Annotated in this window: 22 protein-coding genes and 2 pseudogenes; 13 read left to right on the plus strand and 11 right to left on the minus strand. The window is 69.8% G+C overall.

Annotation, left to right across the window (positions count from 1 at the left end; all coding sequences use genetic code 11):
- Nucleotides 1-14: 14 nt before the first annotated feature.
- Nucleotides 15-695 (minus strand): ferritin-like domain-containing protein, encoded by a 681-nt coding sequence (locus ACP2AD_RS01185; protein ID WP_425228246.1) that lies wholly within the window; start codon nucleotides 693-695, stop codon nucleotides 15-17.
- A 70-nt stretch (nucleotides 696-765) separates the two neighbouring features.
- Nucleotides 766-1,221 carry a universal stress protein gene (locus ACP2AD_RS01190; RefSeq protein ID WP_425228247.1) on the minus strand — a complete coding sequence of 152 codons (456 nt, stop codon included), beginning with the start codon at nucleotides 1,219-1,221 and terminating at the stop codon, nucleotides 766-768.
- A 113-nt stretch (nucleotides 1,222-1,334) separates the two neighbouring features.
- Here ACP2AD_RS01190 and ACP2AD_RS01195 point away from each other — a divergent pair, with 113 nt between their 5' ends.
- The 6 genes from ACP2AD_RS01195 (at nucleotide 1,335) to ACP2AD_RS01220 (ending at nucleotide 7,622) form a co-directional block, all read left to right on the plus strand.
- Nucleotides 1,335-2,675, plus strand: a complete 1,341-nt coding sequence (locus ACP2AD_RS01195; protein ID WP_425228248.1) for a pyruvate dehydrogenase complex dihydrolipoamide acetyltransferase — start codon at nucleotides 1,335-1,337, stop codon at nucleotides 2,673-2,675.
- A 115-nt stretch (nucleotides 2,676-2,790) separates the two neighbouring features.
- A complete protein-coding gene (locus ACP2AD_RS01200; RefSeq protein ID WP_425228249.1) occupies nucleotides 2,791-3,168 on the plus strand; it encodes an endonuclease domain-containing protein in 378 nt (125 codons plus the stop codon).
- Nucleotides 3,161-4,555 (plus strand): dihydrolipoyl dehydrogenase, encoded by a 1,395-nt coding sequence (gene lpdA, locus ACP2AD_RS01205; RefSeq protein ID WP_425228250.1) that lies wholly within the window; start codon nucleotides 3,161-3,163, stop codon nucleotides 4,553-4,555. Before ACP2AD_RS01200 ends, lpdA begins: the two co-directional genes overlap by 8 nt.
- Nucleotides 4,552-5,691, plus strand: coding sequence for a S41 family peptidase (locus ACP2AD_RS01210; RefSeq protein WP_425228251.1), 1,140 nt, complete (start codon nucleotides 4,552-4,554; stop codon nucleotides 5,689-5,691). The genes lpdA and ACP2AD_RS01210 overlap by 4 nt, the downstream gene beginning before the upstream one ends.
- Nucleotides 5,692-5,761: 70 nt before the next feature.
- Nucleotides 5,762-7,219, plus strand: a complete 1,458-nt coding sequence (locus tag ACP2AD_RS01215) for a hypothetical protein (RefSeq protein ID WP_425228252.1) — start codon at nucleotides 5,762-5,764, stop codon at nucleotides 7,217-7,219.
- A 52-nt stretch (nucleotides 7,220-7,271) separates the two neighbouring features.
- A complete protein-coding gene (locus tag ACP2AD_RS01220) occupies nucleotides 7,272-7,622 on the plus strand; it encodes a DUF3140 domain-containing protein (RefSeq protein ID WP_425228253.1) in 351 nt (116 codons plus the stop codon).
- 53 nt (nucleotides 7,623-7,675) lie between these two features.
- Here the strand turns inward: ACP2AD_RS01220 and ACP2AD_RS01225 are convergent, their stop codons facing one another.
- A complete protein-coding gene (locus tag ACP2AD_RS01225) occupies nucleotides 7,676-10,054 on the minus strand; it encodes a putative bifunctional diguanylate cyclase/phosphodiesterase (protein ID WP_425228254.1) in 2,379 nt (792 codons plus the stop codon).
- Nucleotides 10,055-10,168: 114 nt separating this feature from the next.
- Nucleotides 10,169-11,932 (minus strand): fatty acyl-AMP ligase, encoded by a 1,764-nt coding sequence (locus tag ACP2AD_RS01230; RefSeq protein WP_425228255.1) that lies wholly within the window; start codon nucleotides 11,930-11,932, stop codon nucleotides 10,169-10,171.
- Between the two features lie 97 nt (nucleotides 11,933-12,029).
- Here ACP2AD_RS01230 and ACP2AD_RS01235 point away from each other — a divergent pair, with 97 nt between their 5' ends.
- The 3 genes from ACP2AD_RS01235 to ACP2AD_RS01245 all read left to right on the plus strand — a co-directional run bounded on the left by ACP2AD_RS01235 (nucleotide 12,030) and on the right by ACP2AD_RS01245 (nucleotide 13,758).
- A complete protein-coding gene (locus ACP2AD_RS01235) occupies nucleotides 12,030-12,581 on the plus strand; it encodes a RecX family transcriptional regulator (RefSeq protein ID WP_425228256.1) in 552 nt (183 codons plus the stop codon).
- Nucleotides 12,582-12,679: 98 nt separating this feature from the next.
- Nucleotides 12,680-13,270: a cold-shock protein gene (locus tag ACP2AD_RS01240; RefSeq protein WP_425228257.1), complete on the plus strand. Its 591-nt coding sequence runs from the start codon at nucleotides 12,680-12,682 to the stop codon at nucleotides 13,268-13,270.
- On the plus strand, nucleotides 13,267-13,758 hold the full coding sequence (locus ACP2AD_RS01245) for a DUF192 domain-containing protein (protein ID WP_425228258.1): 492 nt from the start codon (nucleotides 13,267-13,269) through the stop codon (nucleotides 13,756-13,758). Before ACP2AD_RS01240 ends, ACP2AD_RS01245 begins: the two co-directional genes overlap by 4 nt.
- Before the next feature lie 352 nt (nucleotides 13,759-14,110).
- Here the strand turns inward: ACP2AD_RS01245 and ACP2AD_RS01250 are convergent, their stop codons facing one another.
- Nucleotides 14,111-14,518, minus strand: a complete 408-nt coding sequence (locus tag ACP2AD_RS01250) for a hypothetical protein (protein ID WP_425228259.1) — start codon at nucleotides 14,516-14,518, stop codon at nucleotides 14,111-14,113.
- A gap of 17 nt (nucleotides 14,519-14,535) precedes the next feature.
- Nucleotides 14,536-15,288, minus strand: a pseudogene (locus tag ACP2AD_RS01255) (IS5 family transposase).
- Between the two features lie 95 nt (nucleotides 15,289-15,383).
- Here ACP2AD_RS01255 and ACP2AD_RS01260 point away from each other — a divergent pair.
- From ACP2AD_RS01260 to ACP2AD_RS01270, 3 genes and pseudogenes are all read left to right on the plus strand, one after another.
- Complete coding sequence (locus ACP2AD_RS01260) at nucleotides 15,384-15,800, plus strand: hypothetical protein (RefSeq protein WP_425228260.1); 417 nt, start codon at nucleotides 15,384-15,386, stop codon at nucleotides 15,798-15,800.
- Nucleotides 15,801-15,931: 131 nt separating this feature from the next.
- Nucleotides 15,932-16,324, plus strand: a complete 393-nt coding sequence (locus ACP2AD_RS01265) for an NADH:ubiquinone oxidoreductase subunit NDUFA12 (protein WP_425228261.1) — start codon at nucleotides 15,932-15,934, stop codon at nucleotides 16,322-16,324.
- Between the two features lie 235 nt (nucleotides 16,325-16,559).
- Nucleotides 16,560-16,793: pseudogene (locus ACP2AD_RS01270) on the plus strand (DUF2155 domain-containing protein); the annotation flags it as partial.
- 35 nt (nucleotides 16,794-16,828) lie between these two features.
- Here ACP2AD_RS01270 and aat read toward each other — a convergent pair.
- From aat to ACP2AD_RS01285, 3 genes are all read right to left on the minus strand, one after another.
- Nucleotides 16,829-17,554, minus strand: coding sequence for a leucyl/phenylalanyl-tRNA--protein transferase (gene aat / locus ACP2AD_RS01275; RefSeq protein WP_425228262.1), 726 nt, complete (start codon nucleotides 17,552-17,554; stop codon nucleotides 16,829-16,831).
- A 170-nt stretch (nucleotides 17,555-17,724) separates the two neighbouring features.
- Nucleotides 17,725-18,114 (minus strand): hypothetical protein, encoded by a 390-nt coding sequence (locus ACP2AD_RS01280; protein ID WP_425228263.1) that lies wholly within the window; start codon nucleotides 18,112-18,114, stop codon nucleotides 17,725-17,727.
- Nucleotides 18,115-18,169: 55 nt separating this feature from the next.
- Complete coding sequence (locus ACP2AD_RS01285) at nucleotides 18,170-19,561, minus strand: DNA polymerase Y family protein (RefSeq protein ID WP_425228264.1); 1,392 nt, start codon at nucleotides 19,559-19,561, stop codon at nucleotides 18,170-18,172.
- A gap of 127 nt (nucleotides 19,562-19,688) precedes the next feature.
- Here ACP2AD_RS01285 and ACP2AD_RS01290 point away from each other — a divergent pair, with 127 nt between their 5' ends.
- The gene (locus ACP2AD_RS01290) at nucleotides 19,689-20,894 is read left to right on the plus strand and encodes a multidrug effflux MFS transporter (RefSeq protein ID WP_425228513.1); all 1,206 of its coding nucleotides are present in this window, start codon (nucleotides 19,689-19,691) and stop codon (nucleotides 20,892-20,894) included.
- Nucleotides 20,895-20,904: 10 nt separating this feature from the next.
- Here the strand turns inward: ACP2AD_RS01290 and ACP2AD_RS01295 are convergent, their stop codons facing one another.
- Nucleotides 20,905-22,296 (minus strand): hypothetical protein, encoded by a 1,392-nt coding sequence (locus ACP2AD_RS01295; RefSeq protein WP_425228265.1) that lies wholly within the window; start codon nucleotides 22,294-22,296, stop codon nucleotides 20,905-20,907.
- On the minus strand, nucleotides 22,293-22,910 hold the full coding sequence (locus ACP2AD_RS01300) for a TetR/AcrR family transcriptional regulator (protein ID WP_425228266.1): 618 nt from the start codon (nucleotides 22,908-22,910) through the stop codon (nucleotides 22,293-22,295). Before ACP2AD_RS01300 ends, ACP2AD_RS01295 begins: the two co-directional genes overlap by 4 nt.
- Nucleotides 22,911-22,963 lie beyond the last annotated feature (53 nt).

Genomic DNA, 22,963 nt, shown 5'->3' on the forward strand with positions numbered 1-22,963 from the left:
TCGCCTGCGGGCGCTCACGCCAGCGAGAAGCTCGACGCCAGCTTCTCCGCCGGGTCGCTCGCATCGGCCCAATCGTTGCGACGCTTGAGGCCGGGCCGGAGGAAGAGGACGGGCAGCTTCAGGAACAAGAGTTCCGAGTGGATGAAGGCGTCGACCGCCCGCTCCCACCATCGCGGCGCGCGCTTGCCGTGCGCGTGGAGCCAGGCATCATAGGGTGCCCAGTGGCTCGGCTCGTCGCGTTCGATGATGCGGAAGATCTTCATCAAGACGCGGTCGTTGCGGACCAGCGGGTGCTTGAGCAGGACTTCGACCTGCTTGTGACCGCGCTGTTCAGTGAGCGAGATGACGCGGCAGAGCTTTTCGAACAGCTCGTCGCGGTCGATCACCGCCTGCGTGTCGAGCTGGTCAATGGTCTGGCGGAACATGATCTCGACGAAGCGGTCGATATGGCCGCAGGTCCGGTCGACCAGCAGCGGCATCCGTCCCTGCAGCTCGAACCAGCGGCGGAACATGAGATAATGTTTGCGCTCGTCGGCGCGATGCTTCTCCACCGCGCGGATGAAGGCGATGTCGTCGGGCGCGCGGGCGCGCACGGCGTCGAGGACGCGATCAATGGCGGTGTAGCCGCGATGCTCGTTGTAGATGTAGATCGACCCGAGCAGGTCGAGATAGCGGCGGCGGAACCAGCTAAGCATCGGGAATGCCTGCGCTCGACGGAGCGGCTTGGCAAGCATCCCTGCCGCCGCGCCGAGGACGCAGGGCCCGCTATGAAAGCCGGTCGATCCCCTCCACCGTCAAGCTTCCGGGCACGATCATCAGCGGCACCGGCAGCGCGCCCGCGTCGGTGCCGGCGAAATGCGCGACCAGCGGCCCCGGTGCACCGCTGGCCGCCGCGCCCAGCACCAGCGCCGCAATGGCGGGGTTGGCGGCAATCAGCTCGCGGATCACCTTGGGCCCCTCGCCGCTGCGCACGGTAATGGCGGGGCGCAGGCCCGATTCCGCGATCAGCGTCCCCGCCGCGCCTGCGACCAGCCCCTCGGCATGCAGGCGCGCTTCCTCCTCGATCGTCGCCTGGACACCGGCAAAGGCGATGAACTCCTGCGGCTCGACCAGGCTCAGGATCTCGACGCCGCCGCCGGTCTTGACCGCCCGCCGCGCCGCGAAGCGCAGCGCCACTGCGGCTTCGGGCGTGTCGTCGATGACCACGAGGTAGGTGCGCATGACAGCAGCGTGAGGCCCGGGGCAATATTGCGCAAGGGGCAGGGCGCAAGGGGCAGGCTTGACCCTGCATCGGACGGGCGCGAAGGGAAGCGGGTTCAGCAACGGGAACCCTGATGGCGATCGAGATCAAGATGCCCACGCTTTCCCCGACGATGGAGGAGGGCACGCTCGCCAAATGGCTGGTCAAGGCGGGTGATGTGGTCAAGTCGGGCGACATCTTGGCGGAGATCGAGACCGACAAGGCGACGATGGAGTTCGAGGCGGTCGACGAGGGGACGATCGTCGTGCTGGCGGTGCCGGAAGGGACCGACGGGGTGAAGGTCGGAACGGTGATCGCGACGCTGGCGATGGAGGGGGAGGAGGCGAGTGCCGCGCCGCCGCCCTCGCCCGCGGCTTCCCCAGCGCCCTCGCCCGCGCCGGCCAAGGCCGAGGCGGCGTCCCCCGCCGCGCGCACCGAGGAGCAGGCGGAGGACCACGGCCTGCCCCCGTCGCCGGGCGAGCAGCCTGGCGGCGAGCGGGACGAGCGGGTGAAGGCGTCCCCGCTGGCGCGCCGGCTGGCGGCGGCGAAGGGGGTGGAACTGGCGGGGCTGAGCGGCTCGGGGCCGAACGGGCGGATCGTCAAGGCGGATGTGGAGAGAGCCGAGCCCGGCGCTGCACCGGTTACTGTGGCGAAGGAAGCGGCCTCGGCCATCGAGGCTGCGCCCGCGCCCGCGCCCCCGCCCCCGCCCCCGCTCCAGCCCAAGGCCGCCGCAGTGCCGGACATCCCGCACGAGGCGACGAAGCTGTCCAATGTCCGCAAGACGATCGCGCGGCGGCTGACAGAATCGAAGCAGACGGTGCCGCACATCTACCTGACGGTGGACGTGCGCCTGGACGCGCTGCTGAAGCTGCGCGGCGAGCTGAACTCCTCGCTGGAGAGCCGCGGGATCAAGCTGTCGGTCAACGACCTGCTGGTGAAGGCGCTCGCGCTCAGCCTGATGGCGGAGCCCAAGTGCAACGTCATGTTCACCCCCGACCAGCTTATCACGTTCTGGCGCGCGGATATCTCGGTCGCGGTGTCGACGCCGACGGGGCTCATTACGCCGGTCGTGACCGAGGCGGATACCAAGAGCGTCAGCCGCATCGCGACCGAGGTGAAGGAACTGGCCGGCCTGGCGCGCGACGGCAAATTGAAGCCGGAGCAATATCAGGGCGGCACGGCCTCGATCAGCAACATGGGCATGTACGGGATCAAGCAGTTCGACGCGGTCATCAACCCGCCCCAAGGCATGATCCTGGCGGTCGGCGCGGGCGAGAAGCGGCCCTGTGTCATGCCCGACGACAGCCTGGGGGTGGCGACGGTCATGAGCGCCACGGGATCGTTCGACCACCGCGCGATCGACGGCGCCGACGGCGCGGCGCTGATGCGCGCGTTCCGGGAGCTGGTGGAGAAGCCTTTGGGGTTGCTGGCGTAGCATGCGTGCGGGTGAGGAGTTCCGCCCCTCTCCCCTTGCGGGAGAGGGAGGGGCCCGCTGCCGAAGGCAGTGGGAGGGTGAGGGGCTTGAGCGGCTGAAAGATTATGCCGATCATATGCGCCGTCATCCGACCGATGCGGAAAGGCGCCTGTGGTCAATGCTGCGCGACCGCCGCCTTGGTGCCTACAAATTTCGGCGACAGGTGTCCCTGGTGCCGTACATCGTCGACTTCGTGTGCTTCGAGCACCGAACGATTGTCGAGGCCGATGGTACTCAGCACTTTGCGAGCGACTACGATATTCGCCGCGATACGTGGCTTCGGCGTCAGCGCTTCGAGACCTTACGTTTCTGGAACAGCGACATACTAGCGCGGCCAAGACGGGTCGGTGAGGCATTGCTTCTCGCCTTGGCCACGCCTCACCCTCCCACCGCTTCGCGGCGGGCCCCTCCCTCTCCCGCAAGGGGAGAGGGATTTGGAGCATTGGATGCCTGACACCTACGACCTCATCGTCCTCGGTTCCGGTCCGGGCGGCTATGTCGCCGCCATCCGCGCGGCGCAGCTGGGGCTGAAGACGGCGATCGTCGAGCGCGAGCGGCTGGGTGGCATCTGCCTTAACTGGGGGTGCATTCCGACCAAGGCGCTGCTGCGGACCAGCGAGGTCTATCACTACATGACCCACGCCGCCGACTATGGGCTGAAGGCGGAGAAGGTCGGCTTCGACCTGGCCGCGATCGTGCAGCGGAGCCGCAAGGTAGCGGGGCAGCTCAACGCCGGCGTTGCCGGCCTGATGAAGAAGCACAAGATTGCGGTACATGCCGGGACGGGGACGCTGACGGCGAAGAACAAGCTGTCGGTCGTCCAAGGCGACAAGACGGTCGAACTCGCCGCCAAGCACATCATCGTCGCGACCGGCGCGCGGGCACGCGACCTGCCGTTCGCCAAGGCCGACGGCAAGCGCATCTGGACCTATCGCCATGCGATGGTGCCGCCTGAGATGCCGCCCAAGCTGCTGGTCATCGGCTCGGGCGCGATCGGGGTCGAGTTCGCAAGCTTCTACCGCGACATGGGCGCCGAGGTGACGATCGTCGAGATGCTGCCGCGCATCCTCCCGGTCGAGGACGAGGAGGTCAGCGCCTTCATGGCGAAGCGGCTGGCGAAGGATGGTATCCGCATCGTCACCGGCGCGGGCGTCGAGCAGATCGAAACCTCGGCGAGCGGGGTCAAGGCGACGATCAAGGGTGCGGACGGCAAGAGCGCGCCGGAGGACTACAGCCACGTCGTCGTCGCGATCGGGATCGTGCCCAACACGGAGGCGATCGGTCTGGAGGCGCTGGGCGTTGCGACCGAGCGCGGGCACGTCAAGGTCGACGGGTTCGGCCGTACCAATGTCGACGGCATCCACGCGATCGGCGACGTCACCGGTGCGCCGTGGCTGGCGCACAAGGCGAGCCATGAGGGGATTGTCTGTGTCGAGAAGCTGGCGGGCGGCGACCCGCACCCGTTCGAGACCTGGAACATCCCCGGCTGCACCTATTCGCGCCCGCAGGTCGCGTCGGTCGGACTGACCGAGGTCAAAGCCAAAGAAGCGGGGCATCAGGTCAAGGTCGGCAAGTTCCCCTTCATCGGCAACGGCAAGGCGATCGCGCTGGGCGAGGCGGACGGCTTCGTGAAGACGGTGTTCGACGCGACGACGGGCGAGCTGCTCGGTGCGCACATGGTCGGCGCGGAGGTGACCGAGCTGATCCAGGGCTATGTCGTCGCGCGCCAGCTGGAGACGACCGAGGCGGAGCTGATGGAGACGGTGTTCGCGCACCCGACGCTCAGCGAGATGATGCACGAAAGCGTGCTCGGCGCCTACGGCCGGGCGATCCACATTTGAGGGCGCTCATTGCAGCGCTGGCGGTGGTGACGATCGGGGCAGCGGCCCGGCCGGCGCCGACCGCTGCGGATTATGCCGCCGACGCCCGCGATCTGCGGCAGCTGATCGCCGATCATTATGCCTATCCCGATCACCTGCCGAACGGGACGGTGCCGCAGTCGGCGGCGCTGGAGGCGGAGCGCGACGCGGTTCACGACCGCGATACGCTGCTCCATTATGCCGAGGACATGATCGCGACGCTGGCCGATCACCACGCGATCACCGGCGCGTCGTTCGGCGACGACTGGGCGCTGGTGCCAAGTTTCGCCGATCTGTGGGTCGAAGACGGGCGGATCACGGCGGTGCGCGACCGCAGCCCGGCGGCGCGCGCGGGGATCATGGCCGGCGACAAGCTGGCGGCGGTGGGCGGCGTCGCGCTGCCGGTGGCGGCGGCGGCGTTCTGGTCGCGGCTGGGCCTGCCGGTGACGCCCGAGCGGCGCGACCATGCGGAGCGCGTGCTTGCGGCGGGGCGGCGCAACGCCGCGCGGGTACTGAGCGTGACGCGGGACGGGCGCAGCCGCGACGTGACGCTGCCCAGCCTCTACGCCGAGCATCGCTCCGCCGGCGTGTTGACGGTCACAGCGAACACCATCCGCCTGAACGATTCGCTCGGCGAGCACGCCACGATCGCCGCATTCGACGCGGCGATGGCGGCCCTCCCGTCGCGCGCCGCCGTCACCGTCGATCTGACCGACACCGCGAGCGGCGGCAACACCAGCGTCGCCCGCGCCATGATGGGCTGGTTCGTGCGCCGCGCGATGCCGTACCAGGTCCACAATCTGCCGAGCGAAGAGCGTGAGACCGGCGTACCGCGCCAATGGCTGGAGGAGGTGTTGCCCCGGCCCGGCAGATACCATCCCGGGCCGGTGACGGTGCTGGTCGGGCGCTGGACGGGGAGCATGGGGGAGGGGCTGGCGATCGGCTTCGCGGCGATCGGCGCGCGCGTGTGCGGCGGGCCGATGGCTGGGCTGAAGGGCGCCGTCTACGACCTCACGCTCGAACGCAGCGGCCTGGTGGTGAAGGTGCCCGCCGAGCGGCTGTACACGGTGGACGGTCAGCCACGCGAACGCTGGACGCCGGGCTGCCGCGCCGCCTAGGATCGCTGCGGGGGAACTGCGGTGATCGAGCGCGACATCATCCGGCCGGCGTTCTCGTCCGGGGAATAGCGTGGGCGTCGCCACCGGCGACCTGCGGGCGAGCCCGCGCAGCGCGGCGCCATGGGCTGCGGCCGCCGTCGCGCTGTTCGCCGGCGGCGCGGCGCTGTTCTGGCCGGGGTTCAGCGAATACGACAGCGTCGACCAGTATCGGCAGGCGCTGAGCGGCGTCTATTCCGACTGGCACCCGCCGGTGATGGCGCGGGTGTGGCAGGAGCTGCACAGCCTGGTGGGCGGCGGCGCAGGGCCGCTGCTGCTGATGCAGTTGGCGGGATGGTGGCTGGGACTGGGGCTGATCGCGGCGGCGCTGGCGGCGGCCGGACGCTGCCGGGCGGCGGCGGCGACGCTGGCGATCGGCGTGCTGCCGCCGTTCCTCGGCTGGCAGGTGGTGGTGCTCAAGGACGCGCAGCTGGCGGGGGCGCTGCTGGCGGCGACAGGCTTGGTCGGCTGCTGGCGGCTGCGCGCGCGGGCCCTACCGTGGTGGGGCTGGGCGGCGGTGGCGGTGCTGCTCGGCTACGCCGCGCTGCTGCGCGCGAACGCGGTGTTTTCAGTGGCGCCGCTGATCGCGCTGCTCGCGACCGGGCTGCGGGCGAGGGTGAGGGTGGCGCTTGCGGTCGCGCTGATCGCGGCCGGGCTCGGGGTCGCGGGGCCGATCAATCACGGGCTGCTCGGCGCGCGTCACAGCGGGGTGGAGCGGGTCGAGGCGCTGTACGACCTGGCGGGCATCGCGGTCCCCGTTCCCGCGACGGCGACGCTGCCGCTGACGCGTGCCGAGCGTGACGCGATCCGGCGCAAGCATTGCGCGACGCCCTTTTTCTGGGATCCGCTGGGCGATGGCGACGGGTGTGCGGCGGATATCGGCCACCTGCAGGCGAAGACCACGGGCGCGCTCTATCGGGCGCTTGCCGCCGCCGCGCTGGCGCACCCGCTCGCCTATGCGCGCCATCGGCTGTCACACCTCAACATGACGGAGCGCTGGCTCGTCCCCGCCGGCCTGGGCGGGGCGGCGCCGCCGGAAGGGAGCGAGCCAAACCGCCTGGGGCTCGCCGACCCCGGCGCCGCGGCGGTGGTCCTGCAGCGGTGGACCGGCGGGGTCGTCGACCTGCCGGTCGCATGGCCGATCGTGTGGCTGGTGCTGGCGATGGCGGCGATCGCCACCGCGCGGCGACGGCCGCCCGCACCGGCGCGCGATCTGGCGCTGGCCCTGGCCGGGTCGGCGGTGGCGCAGGAGGCGAGCTTTGCGGCGATCTCGATCGCGTCGGACCTGCGCTATCACCTGTGGACGATGCTCGCGACGGCGCTGGCGCTGGTGTTGCTGGCCGACCGGCCGCCGCCCAAGCAGGTGCGGCGGGTGTGGGGAGCGGTACTCGCGATCGTCCTGCTCGCCGGGACGGCGACGCGGCTGGCGCTGCCGCGCGCGCCGGACGACTATGCCGCGCTGCTCGTCTGGCCGGCCGCGCCGGCGCTGTAGGCGGGAGCCAAGTCGCGGGCCCGGCGTTTTTCCGTCCAACCGGGAGCAGGCGATGGCCGACGATCACGATGCGATTGCAAAGGCGTTCCACGACGCCGTCAACATGACGCCCGCGGTGCTGGAGAAGTGGCTCGCGACCGACGACAGCAAAGCGGTCGGCTGGAAGGGCGCGGACGGCCGTGGCGGCGGCGAGAGCGTCGGGCACACGGAAGGCGCGAGAATCATGGCGATCCTGCGCAAGAAGAAGGGCGAGCTGACCGACGCGGACTATGCCGACATGAAGAAGGTTGCCGGGTATGTGCATCGGCACCTCGCTCAGGGCGGCCCTGCGGAAGATGTCGAGCATTCGCGATGGCGCTATTCGCTGATGAACTGGGGGCATGACCCGGTGCGGGGCGGCTGAGCAACCATTCCCGCGGCGCGGTGAGATCACCCCCGCTCTGCGGGAAGGACCGTCTAGGCCGCGGCCTGTTGCGGGGGGACGGTATATTGGCGGTTCGCCAAGGTCCGAGCTTCCGCCACCGGCAGCGGCCGGCCGAAATAGAAGCCCTGTACCTTGGAACAGCCGAGCTCCTGGACCAGGCGGTGCTCGGCCTCGGTCTCGACGCCCTCGGCCGTAGTCGCCATGCCCAAGCTCTTGGCGAGTGCGACCACGGCGCGGATGATCGCCAGCGCCTCTCGCACGCCCTTCGACGCGCCCTTGACGAAGCTGCGGTCGATCTTGATGGTCGAGAAGCGGGTGCGCGACAGATAGCCGAGCGACGAATAGCCGGTGCCGAAATCGTCCAGGCTGAGCTTGACGCCGAGATCGAGGACGCGGTCGAGCACCTTGGTCGCGCCAAGCTCCTCATGCATGAAGACGCTTTCCGTCACCTCCAGTTCAAGGCGCTCGGCGTGTAGCCCGCTGTTCGCCAGCGCGCTGGTGACGGTGGAGACGAACTGCGGGTTCTGCAGCTGGTCGGCCGAGACGTTGACGGCGATCCGTATCGTTTCCGGCCAGCGCGCGGCCTCGGCGCAGGCGGTGCGCAGCACCCATTCGCCGATCGGCTCGATCAGCCGTGCTTCTTCGGCCAAGGGCACGAACTTGGCGGGCGAGACGTTGCCGAATTTCGCCGACTGCCAGCGCAGCAGCGCCTCGAAGCCGGTCAGGCGGCCGTGCTCGGCGTCGACCACCGGTTGATAATGAAGGTGCATCTCGCCCTTTTCGAGCGCCCCGCGCAGCTCGATCTCGAGCACGCGGCGCTCTTCCGCCTGAACGTGGAGCGCGGGCTCGTAGGATTGGAAGATGCCCCGGCCGGCGTCCTTGGCGCGATATAGCGCGAGGTCGGCGGAGCGGATCAGCATCTCCGCGGTGCGCCCGTCGCGTGGCCCGGTGGCGAGCCCCACCGACGCGCCGATATAGAGCGTGTGCTGGTCAACCTCATAGGGCTTCGACAGGGCCGCGATGATCTCGCTCGCCAGCTTCTCGACCGCCGTCGTGTCGGTCGCATCGCGCACGACCACCGCGAACTCGTCGCCACCCAGCCGCCCGCACAGCTCGTTGGCGCCCATCAGCTGCTGCAGCCGCTCCGAGACGCGGCCGAGCAGGCGGTCGCCCACCGGATGACCAAGCGTGTCGTTGACCGCCTTGAACCGGTCGAGGTCGATCATCATGAAGGCGCAGCGTTTGCCCCATTTCTCCGCCTCCGCCATCGCGCGGACCAGGGCTTCGTTGATCTGGAGGCGGTTGGGCAGCCCGGTCAGCGTATCGAACCGGGCCATACGATTGATCTTGTCGGCGGACGCGCGCTGTTCGGTCACGTCGGAGCCGACGCCCTTGAACCCGACATAGGAGCCGCGCTCGTCATAGCGTGGCCCGGCGGACAACTCCCACCAGCGTTCCTCGCCGTCGATGAAGACGGGCAGCCTGAGGTCGCGGAAGCTCTCCCGCCCCTTCATCTTGTCGGCGAGCGTGCGTAGGCCCTGCGCGAAATGGCCGCTCTCCCAAGTCGGGCCGGCGAGCACCTGCAGGAAGGGCATGCCGTTGATCGACACGGGATCGAGTCCGCAGGCGATGGCGAAGCGGGGCGATGCCTTGATGACGCGACGCGCGCCGTCGGTTTCCCACAGCCAATCGGCGTCCTTGTCCTCGAACTCGCGGAGCAGCAGGCTGACGGTCTCTTCGCGTTCCTCCAGCGCCATCTGACTGGCCCGGATCGTCACCAGCGCGCGGGCTCGGCCGACACAGACCATCGCCATGATCGACGTGAACAGGGCGATCCCGCCGGCCGCCGCATACGAGGCGTGCAGCGCCAGCGATCCCGCCGTGGCGGCGCCGAGGATCACCAGAAACGCCAGCGTGGCCAGCGCCAGCGGCGCCATCGCCACGGCGGCTGCGCTCATCAGCACCACCAGCACCAGGCCGAGGCCCGCAATGGTCCCCGCCGCACTGTCGCGACAGAAATACAGCGGCACGACAGCCCAGGCGAGCCCGAGCGCGACCCCGCCCCAGGCGGCGCCGCGCAGATCCTGGGGTTGTGCGTAGCCATCGTTACGATGATGCGATGCGAGGCGACGGACGGTGACGATGGTCGCGATCACCCCCGTTGCGGCGGTCCAGGCGAGCGCCTGCGCCCATAGCGGGCGATGCGACAGGAGCAGGGCGACGGCAGACCCGCCGATCAGGTTGGCGGCCAGCAGAAACAGCGCGAGATCACGCCCGGCGTGGAGTTGGGTCGCGCGGATGCGGCCCCACTCGGCCGGATCACTGCCCTCCTTCAGCCCGAGCAGGGCAGCGAGGCCGACGCTGGTGACGCCGACGCGTGGCGGGCGGGTAAGGGTGGGGGGGAGGTGCACCGCCGCAGCTTTAGCGCCCGACGGTTATCGGGAGGTTTCCGCGGGACGGCCCGGATTCCGGAAAAAACGGTTATTATTCGCCCTTTGACCAATTCCAGCCAAAGGCGGGCGGGATCAGGCGGCGACGGCATAGGGTTTGATGTCGCCGTTGAGATAGAGGTTGCGCGCCTTGGCGCGGCTGAGCTTGCCAGAGCTGGTGCGGGGCAGCGTGCGCGGCGGAATCAGCTCGATGACGCAGTTCATCCCCGTCACCGCGCGGACGCGCTCGCGGATTTCCTCGCGCAGGCGGCGGCGCTCCTCTTCGTCGAGGCTGCGGCATTGGACCAGCACCGCGGGGGTCTCCTCGCCCGAGGGCGTGGTGACGGCAAAGGCGGCGATGTCGCCCGCCTTGAAGCCGGGCAGCTGCTCGACCGCCCATTCGATGTCCTGGGGCCAGTGGTTGCGGCCGTTGACGATGATCATGTCCTTCGCGCGGCCGACGATGTAGATATAGCCGCCGGACATGTACCCCATGTCGCCGGTGTCGAGCCAGCCATCCTGCAGGCAGCCGGCAGTCGCGTCCGGGTCACGGAAATACCCGACCATCACCGACGGTCCCTTGCACCAGACCTTGCCGATCGCGCCGTCGGGGAGCGGGGCGCCGTCCTCCTCGCGGATCTCGATCCTCATATCGCGCACCGGTCGTCCGCAATTGACGATGGCACGGTAGCGCGCCGGGCGCGGGCCGTCATTGGCGCCGAGCGACCCGCCACCCGACAGCTGCGTCTCCTCGACCAGCTCGACCCGGATGCCTTCGCCCGGCGGCATGATCGACACCGCCAGCGTCGCCTCCGCCAGGCCATAGCTGGGCAGGAAGGCCGACGCCTTGAACCCGGCCTCCGCAAAGGCGTCGACGAACGCCTGCATCACATCGGGGCGGATCATGTCGGCGCCGTTGCCCGCAACGCGCCAGCGCGACAGGTCGAAGCGCTCGGACGCCTTGGTCTGCGACGACATGCGGCGCGCGCAGATGTCGTAGCCGAAGGTGGGCGAGTAGCTGAGCGATGTCCCCTGGTTGCGCGTGATGAGGTCGAGCCAGGCGAGCGGGCGGCGGGCGAAATCTTCGGTCTTGAGATAGTCGGTCGAGACCTGGTTCGCGACCGGCGAAAGGAAACAGCCGACCAGCCCCATGTCGTGATACCAGGGCAGCCACGATACGCAGCGGTCGGACGGCTGCAGCTTCATGCCGTGGCCGTGCGCCGCCAAGTTGTTGAGGAGCGCGCGGTGGGTGATCGCGACGCCGTGCGGGAAGCGGGTCGAGCCGCTGCTGTACTGCAGATAGGCGACAGCGTCGCCGCGCGCCTGCGGCAGGGTCACGTCGGGAGCTAGGCGGGCGTTGAACGCCGACCAGTCGCATGGCTCGGTCCCGGCCAGCCGCGCCGCCTCGGACGCGAAATCGGCCAGCTCGGGCGGGAAGAGCAGCATCTTGGGGTCGCAGCTGGCGAGCTGGACACGGAGCTGCTCGACATAGGAGTCGCGCCCGCCGAACGAGGTGGGCAGCGGCAGCGGCACCGGCCACGCGCCGGCATAGACCGCGCCGAAAAACAGGGCCGCGAACGCCGGCCCGGTCTCTGCAACCATCGCGATCCGGTCCTCGGGTGCGACCCCGGCGGCGACGAAGCGGCGGGCGGCGGCGAGCGCGTCGGCGCGCAGCTCGGCATAGGCATAGGGGTGCGTCAGATTGCCGCGCCCATCGTGGAAGTTGAGCCCGCGGCCGCCGCGCGCCGCATAGTCCAGCGCCTCACCGAGTGTGGTGAAGTCGGCGAAACGGCGGGGCAGCGCATCATCGGTGACGGTGGGTAGGAGGGCGGGGTCGGCCTTGTTCGGGTCGGTCGCCATGCAAGTCCTTTCATCGCGAGCGCACGAGGCGCCCGCCCGCTGCTCTGCGCGCACCGGGCGTTCTTTTTCGGGACGTAGTGTGGCACAAACATGGCGCATGCTGCCGCCATCCACCCGCCGGGAGCCCCGCCGCCCGCCACCCCCGCTCGACCCGGCGGCGCTGGAGCGGCTGGCGCTGCGCTATGTCGAGCGGTTCGCGACGACGCGGGGCAAGCTCGCCGACTATCTCCGGCGCAAGGTGCGCGAGCGCGGCTGGGCGGATGAGGCCGCTGCGGACGCGGATGCGCTAGCGCAGCGCATGGCGGCGCTGGGCTATGTCGACGACCGCGCCTGGGCGGAGGCGAAGGCGGAGGCGCTGGGACGGCGCGGGCTGGGCGCGCGCCGCGTCGGCGAGGCGCTGCGGGCGGCGCGGGTGGAGGAAGATGACCGCGCGGCGGTGGCGGACGATGTCGCCGGGCGCACGATCGAGGCGGCGCTGGCCTTTGCGCGGCGCAAGCGGCTGGGGCCGTGGGCGCGCGGGGAGGTCGACCGGCCGGCGCGCGAGAAGCAGCTCGCGGCGATGCTGCGCGCCGGGCACCCGCTCGATCTCGCGCGCCGCGTCCTGGCGCTGCCCCCCGGCGTGGAGCCCGATGCGGGGGCGCTGGAGTAGGTTTCGCGCGACAACGCATTGCGAGCGTCGCGCCGCCGTTCTAGCGTGCCGCGCGCAGGGATTTTGCAATGCGTGATGAGGCGTCCGGAAGCGAAAGGATGACCGGCGTGCCGCCCGATGGCGCGCGAGCCGACGCTTTGACCGGCGACGCTCCCGACGCCGCCGGGACGATCCGGATCGCGGGCGTGATCAAATGGTTCGACGTGACCCGCGGCTTCGGCTTCGCGGTCGCGGACGATCCGGCGATCGGCGACGTGCTGGTCCATTTCTCGGTGCTGCAGCCGCATGGCCGCCGCTCGCTGCCCGAAGGCGCGCGGATCGAGTCGCTGGCGGTGCAGCGCGGCCGCGGCTTCCAGGCACGTGAGATCACCGCGATCGACCTGTCCGACGCCGTGCCCGAGCCGCCGCCGCGCCGGGCCCGCGATGGCGACCGGGTCGATCCCGCGACGCTGGTCGATGCCGCCGGGCCGTTCGAGCCGGTTGCCGTCAAATGGTTCAACCGGTTGAAAGGCTATGGCTTCCTGATCCGGGCGGCCGATGGCGCGGATGTCTTCGTCCATATGGAGACGCTGCGCCGCGGCGGCATCGTCGTGGTGGAGCCCGACCAGCGGCTGAGCGCGCGCGTTGTCGAAGGGCAGAAGGGGCCACTGGCGGTGGCCGTCGCGCCCGGCGGAGGGATGCAAGAATGAGGCGGTTGGGTGCGGTCCTGTTGCTGGCGCTGGTGGCGGGATGCGCGCGTGGCGACGGCGACGGCGACGCCGGCACGACGGGGGCCGCGCGGGTGGTGCCGGTGACGATCGCCGGGCCGGGCGTCGCTGGCGGCGGGCGGCACGTCTTTCGCGCGGAGGTTGCCGCAACCGCGGCGCAGCAGGAGCGCGGGCTGATGTACCGGACCGACCTGACCCCCGATGGCGGCATGCTGTTCGCGCCCTATCCGCCCGGCGGCGGCCGCCCGGCGGCGGCGAACTTCTGGATGAAGAATACGCCGACCCCGCTCGACATCGTCTTCATCCGCGCGGACGGCACCATCGCCCACATCGCGGAGAATACGATTCCGATGTCCGAGACGATCGTGCCCTCGGGTGAGCCGGTGGCGGCGGTGCTGGAACTGGTCGGCGGCCGGACCGCGGAGACGGGGGTTAGCGAGGGGGACCGGGTGAGCTGGCCGGGGCGGTAGATGAGTCCCAGAGAGTATTTTCTTCTGTTCGGCACGAATGCCGCCGTCCCGGCGGCGTTGCTGCTCTTGGCGCTCTCTGTCCATGGCAGCTCCATCACCAGCGGATGGTGAAAAGTCGCGCTTGCCGCCTTGGCCCTCGGTTCGCTGGCGACGGCGCGGTTCGCCAGCTTCGCTCCTGACGACGAGCGGGAGTTCCGCTGGTGTATGCGAACCAGCCTCATCTTCTGGGCTGTCGTCGCTGCAATCGGCATCGGAGCGGTAGCATCGTTCCACGGCGCGCGGGCAGCGGAATGACGCCAACGGGCCTATCGCCATGGGCGTCGAGGCGCGGCGTCCGCCGAATTGCGGACGATCACGCGTCCATGTTGAGGCTATTGGACGCGCGCACGTGGAAGGGGCGATCTGGCGCGATTACCTCATCCGGCACGGCTTCGCTGTTCGCGCAGCAATCGACCTCGATGTAGTCCAGATTACCTTCATCGTTGGCAAAGATGATGATCTCAATTGTCTTGCTATCGGCAAGGCGGATATCGGCTTCGAAGATTGCGGCGTGGCGCCCGGGTAGAACCTCGTCTCGTGGCGGCACCAGTGATCTGGTCTCCCCACCGTTTCGAACACCGAAGCTGTTGCATTCGCACCGGCAGAACTCGGCAAAGGTGGCGTGTGCAAGATGTTCCCGAAGAAGGTCCGGCGCGGGATACTCGCACCGCTTCAGGATGAAATCCGCCCAGAAAGCGGCGCGGGTAGGACCGTTCTCCACCTAGGGTCCAGACTCGTTCACATCCAGAACACCAAGGCTATGGCGAGTGCCACGCCTGAAAGGAAGTTTCGGGCGAGCTTGTCGTAGCGGGTGGCGACGCGCCGGAAGTCCTTGAGGCGGCAGAAGGCGTTTTCGATAAGGTGGCGGCCACGGTAGCGTTCCCGGTCGCAGCGGACTTGGCGCTTGCGGTTGGACCGGCCGGGGATGACCGGCACGGTGCCCGCCTGGCGGAGCAAGCGCCGGAGCGGGTCGGCGTCGTAGCCCTTATGCCCCCAGCACGTATTTGGCGCGACCCATGCGGGCGAGCAGCCCGGGCGCAACGGTCACGTCGGCGACGTTGCCGGGCGTGAGCATCAGCGCAAAGGGACGGCCCACGACGTCGGTGAGGGCGTGGATCTTGGTCGTCCAGCCACCGCGCGAGCGGCCGATCGCCTGCGCTTTAGCCCCCTTTAACCCCCGAATGCGGCACGCTGCGCCTTCACGTACGTGCTGTCGATCGCGGTGCTCTTCGTAACCGCGCCCGCATCAACCAACGCCTCCAGGAGCCCGAGCCAAAAGCCGCGCGCCGACCAGCGGTTGAACCGGTTGTACACGGTCGTGGACGGCCCGTAGTCGGCCGGGCAGTCGCACCAGCGACCGCCAGTCTTGAGCATGTGGAAGATGCCCCAGATCACGCGACGGTCGTCCACCCGCCGCGCGCCCGGCTGGTTCTTGGGCAGGTGGGGCTCGATCGCCGTCCAGGCCTCGTCCGACAACCAGAATAGCGCCATGCGTGACCTCCATCAGCCCCGCCCTGTACCGTTGAATCAGAGTGCCGCGCCCCGCACAACCGGCTTATGCTGCTCGCTAGCGCGGGAGGAGCGGAATGTCCGAGGTAGAGCCAAACGCCATCGTCGGCAGGCACCCTGCCCGTGTCGGGGCCGGTCTCGCGCTAGCGAGTCTGCCCGCCCACTTCGCGCTGTCCTCGACCGCCTCCCACCAGCTCGCTGCCATTGTGCTGGTGCTGGTGGCCGGCATCTACGTCGGCTTCGCCGTGCAGGACGGCAGGGCCAAAACGATAGCGATAGAGGGTTCGATCGCCATAGTCTTCGCCGCCGCGGCTCTGGCCGGACTATGGGTGAGCGCCTGGGCCATACCGGCGGCGTACGCCCTGCATGGGTTCTGGGATTTAGCCCATCATCGTCACGTCGCAACCGCCATGCCCGCCTGGTATGTGCCGTTCTGCGCCGTGTTCGACTGGGTGTTCGCAGCCGGTCTCGCCGCAGCATGGCTCCTGCGCTGATTGAGTTTGGACCCTAAAGACCATACGAGCGTAGCCGCAGCCTTCAAGTCCGGCTCCACCAAAACTCGCCGTGCACCCGCATCCCCACACGCCCGTTGAAGCGTCGCCGCAGCGCGGCTAAGCCCGGCGCCATGGGCATCAACCTCAACCCCTTCACCTGGTGGAACGGCGCGTCCTGGGGGACGATGCTCGGCCTGCGCGGCAAGGTGCGGGTGGGCGAGGATGCGCTCGGCAACGTCTATTACGAGGGCGGGCGCGACACGGCGGGCAATCCGCGGCGCTGGGTGATCTACACCGGTGCGAACGACGGCAGCCGGGTGCCGCCCGACTGGTTCGCCTGGCTCCATCATCAGCTCGACACGGTGCCCGACCGGGCGCTGCCGCCAGCGCGGCCGTGGCAGAAGCCGGCGGTCCCCAACATGACGGGGACGGCGCTCGCCTATCGCCCGCCCGGCGCGCTGGAGAAGGGCGGCCGGCGTGCGGCGGCGACCGGCGATTACGAAGCCTGGATCCCGGACGCATGAGCGCCGGCCGTTTGAGAATCTGGGGATGACCCGCTGGTGGCGGCCGCTGGCGGCGGCGATCGTGCTGCTGGCGGTGGCGGCGGCGGGATGGCTCGGCTGGCGCGCCTGGCAGGGCGGCGCCGCGCCCGCGGCGGTAGCGGTGCAGGAGCTGCCCGAGGCGGGCGGCGGCGCGCAGACGGTGGAGACGGTGACCGCGACCGACCAGCCGACGATCGCCACCGCCGGCACAACGCCGATGGCGCAGCGCGTCGCGGTGATCGGCCTCCTCAACAAGCGCAACGGCCGGGCGCAGGATGTGACGCTGCATCCCGGCCAGGCGGTGGAGGTGGGCGACGTGCGCATCCACCTGCGCGCCTGCGAGCGGACGGCGCCGTGGGAACAGGATCAGCTGACCGGCGCGTTCGTCCAGCTCGACGTGCGCGGGATCGACGGCCAGTGGCGGCGGCCCTTCTCGGGCTGGCTCTACAAGGAACGTCCGGCGCTCAACGTTGTCCAGCACCCGATCTACGATGTCTGGACCAAGAGCTGCACGATGTCCTTTCCCGCGACCGGCCCCGACACCGAGCGGCTGAGCGCGCCCGCCGCGGCGGCGCCGGCGCGGTCGAGGGCGGCCCAGTCGCCGGGAACGGACGAAGGCGCCGCCACCCCAACCACGCCTGCCAACGCGGCGGACAGCGCCGCCAGATAGGCCGAACGGTCGATCTCCACCGCGCCGAGCGTGGCGAGGTGGGCGGTCTGGAACTGGCAGTCGAGCAGGGTGAAGCCGCCGGCCCGCAGCCGCGCGACCAGCCAGGCGAGCGCGACCTTGGAGGCGTCCGTCGCGCGGCTGACCATGCTCTCACCAAAGAAGGCGCGGCCGAGCGCCAGGCCATATAGGCCGCCAACGAGCCGGTCGCCGTCCCAGCATTCGACCGAATGGGCGTGGCCGCGTTCGTGCAGGGCGAGAAAGGCTTGCTCGATCGCGCCGCTGATCCAGGTGCTGGGCCGGTCGGCGGCGCTTTCGGCGCAGAGGCGGATGACGCCGGCGAAGGCGGTGTCGGCGGTGACGCGAAAGCGGTCGCGTGCCAGTGTACGAGACAGCGAGCGGCTGAGGTGGAAACCGTCGAGCGGCAGCACCGCGCGGGTGCGAGGCTCGACCCAGTAGACCTCGTCCGCGTCGCGGTCGTCGGCCATCGGAAACACGCCGACGGCATAGGCGCCGAGGACGAGGCCGGGGTCAAGGGGTGTCATGCTCCGGCGAAGGCGGCTGTCACGGGCAAACCCTGCAAGGCCATTCCACCGATGCCTCGCACCGGCGAACCTTGGGCGGCTCCGCCCGTGACGTCGACCGTGACTGCGTCATGTTAGCCGGCCGTTCGCGCCGCTATCGCGACCGGCGCGCGAGCGCGCCTCGCTTCGGCTCAAACGTGGCAGCTGACCGCGGGCTTCCCCGGGCGGGTCAGCATGACGCCGCGATCGTTGCCGGTCATCGTCCAGCCTCCGGCCGCCACATAGGGCTGGCCCGCCGCGGGGGCGGTCAGGGCGGTCGGCGAGCCCTCCTGCGTGTCGCGCACCACCGCCTGCGTGTCGCCTTCGAAAAAGGTCACAAAGGCGAGGCTGTTGTCCTTGCACCGGAACGACTTTTCGGCGCGGACGACCGGCGGCAGCGGCGCAGCGGCGGCGGCGGCGTTCTCCGCCGCGGCCTCGTTCGCGGCGCTCGCATTGGCGCGCTCCTGGGCATTGGGCTGGTGACAGGCTGCCAGCGGCAGCAGCGCGGCCGTGGCGGTTGCGAGGGCGAGGAGGCTCTTCATGGCGGCGCGCGGCTTCGCTGATGCAGCATGAGCCGTCAAGCCCATCAGGGATCGATCATTCATGGAACTCGCTGAGCTCCGGGATGCGGCCGAATGCGATCTTGGTGCCGACGCGGTCCAGCCGCCCGCCATGGAGCGGTCCGACGCTGACCGCGTTTCGCCCCCAGCGCTCGTTGATCCGATCGAGCGCACGCGACAGATGGACGCCGCGGCTCTCCCGCGCCAGCGGGTCTTCGGGGTCGAGATGCGCCCATAGCGACGCCTGTTCACCGGCGGCCGGCTCGATCTCGGCCAGTGTCGTGCCGATCATGCGCAGCCGGAAGCCGCCGGTACGCGCTCGCCCGGCCTCGCGCAGCCGCGGAAACAGCGCGTCGAGCCGGTCGAGGATGACGAAGCTGTCCTGCGTCGCGGGCAGGCGGATCGACGCGCGCCAGGTCGACTTGTCATCCTCGAACCGGCCGTGGAGCACCAGCAGCCGCGCGCGATACCCCTTGCGACGCAGCCGGCTGGCGGCCTTGAGCACCAGCCGCCGCGCGGTCAGGCGGGCGGGTTCTGGTCCGCGCATCGACGGGGAGAGGACATGGCTGTGACCGATCGTGCGGCTCTGCGTCGGCTTGTCGGGCAGGTCGACGCCGTGGAGCAGGAACCACAGCCGGTCGCCGTCGCGCCCGCCCCAGGCATGCCCAGCATCGCGCGGGCGGCGGCCGAGCAGCTGGCGAATGTCGTTGACGCCGTCGCGCGCCAGCCGCGCCTCCATCTTCGCGCCGATCCCCGCGATCTCGCGCAGCCGCAGCGGATACAGCGCGTCGGGGAGGTCGGCCGCCTCGAACACCACCAGCCCGTCGGGTTTCTGCAGGTCGGAAGCGAGCTTGGCGAGCAGGCGATTGGGCGCGATCCCGACCGAGCTGGTCAACCGCTCGCCGACCCGAGCCACGATGCCCGCCTTGATCCGCTGCGCCAGCGCCACCGCGGCGTCGCGGCTGTTCTCGTTGTCGAGCAGCCGGCAGGCCATCTCGTCGATCGAGCAGACCCGCGTCACCGGCACGTGGCGCCAGACCTCGGCGACGATCGCTTCGTGGAACTCGACATAGCGATCGTGGCGCGCGGGGGTGACGATCACGTCACGGCATTTCTGCTTCGCCTCCCAGACCGGCGTCCCTGTCCTGATCCCGAAGCGCTTGGCCTCGACCGAGGCGGCGATCGCGACCGTGGTGTCGGCGCCGACCGGGGCGACGATCACCGGCCTGCCGCGCAGCGACGGCTGCAGCTGCTGCTCGACGCTAGCGAAATAGGAATTGAGGTCGAGGAACAGCCAGCGCAGCGGGCGAGGCGGCAGGTCGAGCGGCGGAAGTTGACGAAGTTGCCGCAGGTCGCAATCATCCGCGGCACGCGCCTGCCCGCCCGGTGAAGACGCAGCGGCGGGCAACGGCGACTCGGGCAATAGCATGACGTAGGAACATTAGCGGAACAGAACACCGTAGGACAGCCTGTCCCGCGCGCTTTCGGGGTGGCGCCCCGGCGCGTGCGACCCTAGGCGGGGACGGGTGACCGCCATTGTCAAGCCGCACCCGACCATCGGCCGCCGCGAGTTCGTGGCGTTCGTCGCCGCGATCATGGCGGTCAATGCGCTCGGCATCGACATGATGCTGGCGGCGCTGCCCGCGATCGGGCGCGAGCTGCACGTCGCCAACCCCAACCACCGGCAATGGGTGGTGACGAGCTATCTGTTCGGGTTCGGCGTCGGCCAGATCGTCTACGGTCCGTTGACCGACCGGCTAGGGCGCCGCCGCGTGTTGCTGTGGACGCTGGCGGGGTTCGTCGGCGCGAGCGTGTTCGCAGCGAGCAGCGCCACCTTCGCCGCGCTGCTGGCGGCGCGGGTGCTGCAGGGGCTGTTCTCGGCGTCGACGCGCGTGCTGTCGGTCGCGATCGTGCGCGACAGCTATTCGGGGCGGCAGATGGCGCGCATCTCCAGCCTGGCGCAGATGGTTTTCTTTCTGGTGCCGATCCTGGCGCCGACCGGCGGACAGGCGCTGCTGGCGGTCGGGCCGTGGCGGTTCATCTTCTACGTGCTGGCGGGCTACGCCGCGACCGTGCTGGTCTGGTCGGCGTGGCGGCTGCCCGAGACGCTGCCGCCCGAACGCCGCCGCGCGATATCGTTCGCGACGCTGGGCGAGGCGTACGGCGCCATCCTGCGCAACCGCTTCACGATGGGCTATGCGATCGCCGGCTCGCTGACCTTCGGCGCGATCATCGCCTTTGTGTCGTCGGCGCAGCAGGTGTTCGCCGACACCTTTCATGCGGGCGAGCGGTTCACGCTGCTGTTCGGGATCTGCGCGGCGGCGATGGGGTTCGCCGCCTGGCTCAACAGCCGGCTGGTGGAGCGGCTGGGCACGCGCCTGATCTCCCAGGCTGCGGTGCTGGGGCTGATCGGCCTGTCGCTCGCGCATCTGCTGATCGCGCGGGCCGGGCTGGAGACGCTGCCGAGCTACATGACGCTGCAGGCGCTGAGCATGACCTGTATCGGGCTGTGCGGGTCGAACTTCGGGGCAATGGCGATGGAGCCGGTGGGGCACGTCGCGGGCACGGCCTCGTCGGTGCAGGGGTTCATCACCAGCATCGGCGCGGTCGCGGTCGGGTCGGCGATCGGCCAGGCCTATGACGGCACGACGACGCCCTTCGCGCTAGGCTATCTGGGCATCGGGCTTGGCGTGCTCGCGATCGTCTTCGTGGTCGAAGGGGGCAGCCTATTCCGGCCGCGGATGGCGCCGGTCAGCAGCTAGCGTTGCGACATCACAGGCGGAAACGGACGAAGGCCATGCCGCTGGTGCGGTCGCCGCCAAGAGACGGGGCCAGCCTGTCCGGCGTGAACGAACGCGCGACGAGGGCCCCGACGCCGAACACCGGGCCGTTCGCCACCCGAAAATCGCGGATCGCGCCAATCGACGCCTTGCCGACGGTGAACGCAGCGCCGTGAACGCCGCCGCGGGCAGGCAGCAGCTCGTCGGTGTCGATCCGCTCCGCGCGCGCGAACACCGTCCAGCGCCGATCCGGCTTCACCGCCGCCTCAAGCAGATAGGCGTCGAGGCCGCCGCCGCGATACCCGTCCGCCTCGATTTCCGTCTTACGGCCCCAGGCCGCCGTCACCGAGACATAGCCGTCCCGGCCGATCGGGCGCGTATAGATGGCGCTCGCCGAAAGACGCTCCTGATCCTCTTCCGGTGTGAGCTGCTCGGGTGAGTGGAGCCGCATCCACGACGCCTGCAGCGCGAGCGTGCGGGCCGGGTTCCAGCTCGCCCGGATCGCGATGGAGTCGAACCTGGGTTTTTCGATGTCGTAGCGGTGCTGGTCAGGCTCGCGGCCCTTGAACCGCGACGCCTCCAGCTTCACCCCACCATAGGTCGCGCCCACCGTCACGACGCCGAACGTGATGTGGGTCGAATCGAACCAGTGATGCGTGATCGGGGCTTCGGGAGAGTCCATGATCGACAGGCGATGCATGAACGCGCCCGGCCCGAATGCCGGCTCGCCGGGCAGCCCGATATAGACGAACGCACTGCCGCTGCCGCCGAGCCGGCGGCTGTAGGAAGCCGCCAGCTCCATAATCAGGTCGTGAGGGTGCTGCCGGTCGATCAATGGATCGCGCCCATTCGCCGTCTCGCCTGCCGCCAGCAACAGCGGGTAGCCTCGCCTGCCCATCAGCGGGTCGGGAGACAGCATCGCCCGGAACTGCACGGTGTCGCGCAGGGATAGGTTGCCCGTAGCCATGCCCATCACCATGCCCGACACGAACGCCTTGCTGTCGCCGCGCGGCCCGTTCTGGCGGTCATAGACGCCGTTCAGCGTCGCCTGGCTCATCAGGGTCCAGTGGCCGCTCATCCGCATGACGCCCTGCATCGGGCTGGCGTCCGGCTGCCACGCGGTGCCAGACGCGTCGCGGGTCATCGAGTAAGGGCCGAGCGCGCCGGTCATCGCCATGCCACCTGCCGCCATCGCCGGTTCGGGGCGATCGGGCGTTGGCGGCCGGGCGGGCGCGGGCGGCATCGGCATGCCCGGCATCGGCATGCCCGGCATCGATTGCGCCCGGCCGCCGGCGGGCGGGGCGGCCAGCAACAAGATCGCGCCGAATAGCAGCTTCACATCGATCGCATGTCCGCGTTCGCTTCCTGCCTGTCGACGGTTCACGGCCGCAGTCCTGCCACTGCCGACCGCGTCCATGCGCGCAAATACCGCTCCTGGTCAATCTGACGATCCAGCGCGGCGCCCATCGCGGCGTTCCAGTCGAACAGGTGGACCAGACTGCCGAACAGCAGCTGGGCGCAGGTCTCAATATCGTCGCACGCGAACTCGTGGCGGGCGATGCCGCGGCGGATCAGCGTACGGAACAGCTCCATCATCGGCTCAAAGACGCGATCGCGAAAATGGGCGGCGAAGTCGGGGAAATTGCCGATTTCGCCCTCGACGACGCGGAACAGCCGGCTCATCTCCTCCGACTGGCAATGCTCGGCCATGAAGCGGCCTAGTTGCTGCAGTTGCGCGGCTGCGCTGCCCTGATCGGCGTCGACCAGCCGCTGCATATCGTCGAACTCGGCCAGCGCCATGCGATCGACACAGGCGCGCAGCAACGCTTCCTTGGTCGCGAAATAAAAGCCGACGGTGCCGTGGCTGACGCCAGCCCGCCGGGCGATGTCGACGACGCGGGTGGCCCCGAACCCTTTCTCCGCGAACAGCCCCATCGCCGCGGTGAGGATCTCCTCACCGCGTTCGGCCGGACGACGGCGGAAGGCGACATCACTCATGCAGCTGGCTCTTAATGGATGGACGTCCATCTAACAACAGGGTAGGGGGCCCC

The organism is Sphingomonas sp. (assembly GCF_965248875.1).
In the GTDB taxonomy this organism is placed as follows: domain Bacteria; phylum Pseudomonadota; class Alphaproteobacteria; order Sphingomonadales; family Sphingomonadaceae; genus Sphingomonas.

Coding starts and splice junctions, on each gene's coding strand:
- ACP2AD_RS01185 (WP_425228246.1), bottom strand. CDS start 695: ATGCTTAGCTGGTTCCGCCGCCGCTATCTCGACCTGCTCGGGTCGATC.
- ACP2AD_RS01190 (WP_425228247.1), bottom strand. CDS start 1,221: ATGCGCACCTACCTCGTGGTCATCGACGACACGCCCGAAGCCGCAGTG.
- ACP2AD_RS01195 (WP_425228248.1), top strand. CDS start 1,335: ATGGCGATCGAGATCAAGATGCCCACGCTTTCCCCGACGATGGAGGAG.
- ACP2AD_RS01200 (WP_425228249.1), top strand. CDS start 2,791: ATGCGCCGTCATCCGACCGATGCGGAAAGGCGCCTGTGGTCAATGCTG.
- lpdA (WP_425228250.1), top strand. CDS start 3,161: ATGCCTGACACCTACGACCTCATCGTCCTCGGTTCCGGTCCGGGCGGC.
- ACP2AD_RS01220 (WP_425228253.1), top strand. CDS start 7,272: ATGGCCGACGATCACGATGCGATTGCAAAGGCGTTCCACGACGCCGTC.
- ACP2AD_RS01230 (WP_425228255.1), bottom strand. CDS start 11,932: ATGGCGACCGACCCGAACAAGGCCGACCCCGCCCTCCTACCCACCGTC.
- ACP2AD_RS01235 (WP_425228256.1), top strand. CDS start 12,030: ATGCTGCCGCCATCCACCCGCCGGGAGCCCCGCCGCCCGCCACCCCCG.
- ACP2AD_RS01240 (WP_425228257.1), top strand. CDS start 12,680: ATGACCGGCGTGCCGCCCGATGGCGCGCGAGCCGACGCTTTGACCGGC.
- ACP2AD_RS01245 (WP_425228258.1), top strand. CDS start 13,267: ATGAGGCGGTTGGGTGCGGTCCTGTTGCTGGCGCTGGTGGCGGGATGC.
- ACP2AD_RS01260 (WP_425228260.1), top strand. CDS start 15,384: ATGTCCGAGGTAGAGCCAAACGCCATCGTCGGCAGGCACCCTGCCCGT.
- ACP2AD_RS01265 (WP_425228261.1), top strand. CDS start 15,932: ATGGGCATCAACCTCAACCCCTTCACCTGGTGGAACGGCGCGTCCTGG.
- aat (WP_425228262.1), bottom strand. CDS start 17,554: ATGACACCCCTTGACCCCGGCCTCGTCCTCGGCGCCTATGCCGTCGGC.
- ACP2AD_RS01280 (WP_425228263.1), bottom strand. CDS start 18,114: ATGAAGAGCCTCCTCGCCCTCGCAACCGCCACGGCCGCGCTGCTGCCG.
- ACP2AD_RS01285 (WP_425228264.1), bottom strand. CDS start 19,561: ATGCTATTGCCCGAGTCGCCGTTGCCCGCCGCTGCGTCTTCACCGGGC.
- ACP2AD_RS01300 (WP_425228266.1), bottom strand. CDS start 22,910: ATGAGTGATGTCGCCTTCCGCCGTCGTCCGGCCGAACGCGGTGAGGAG.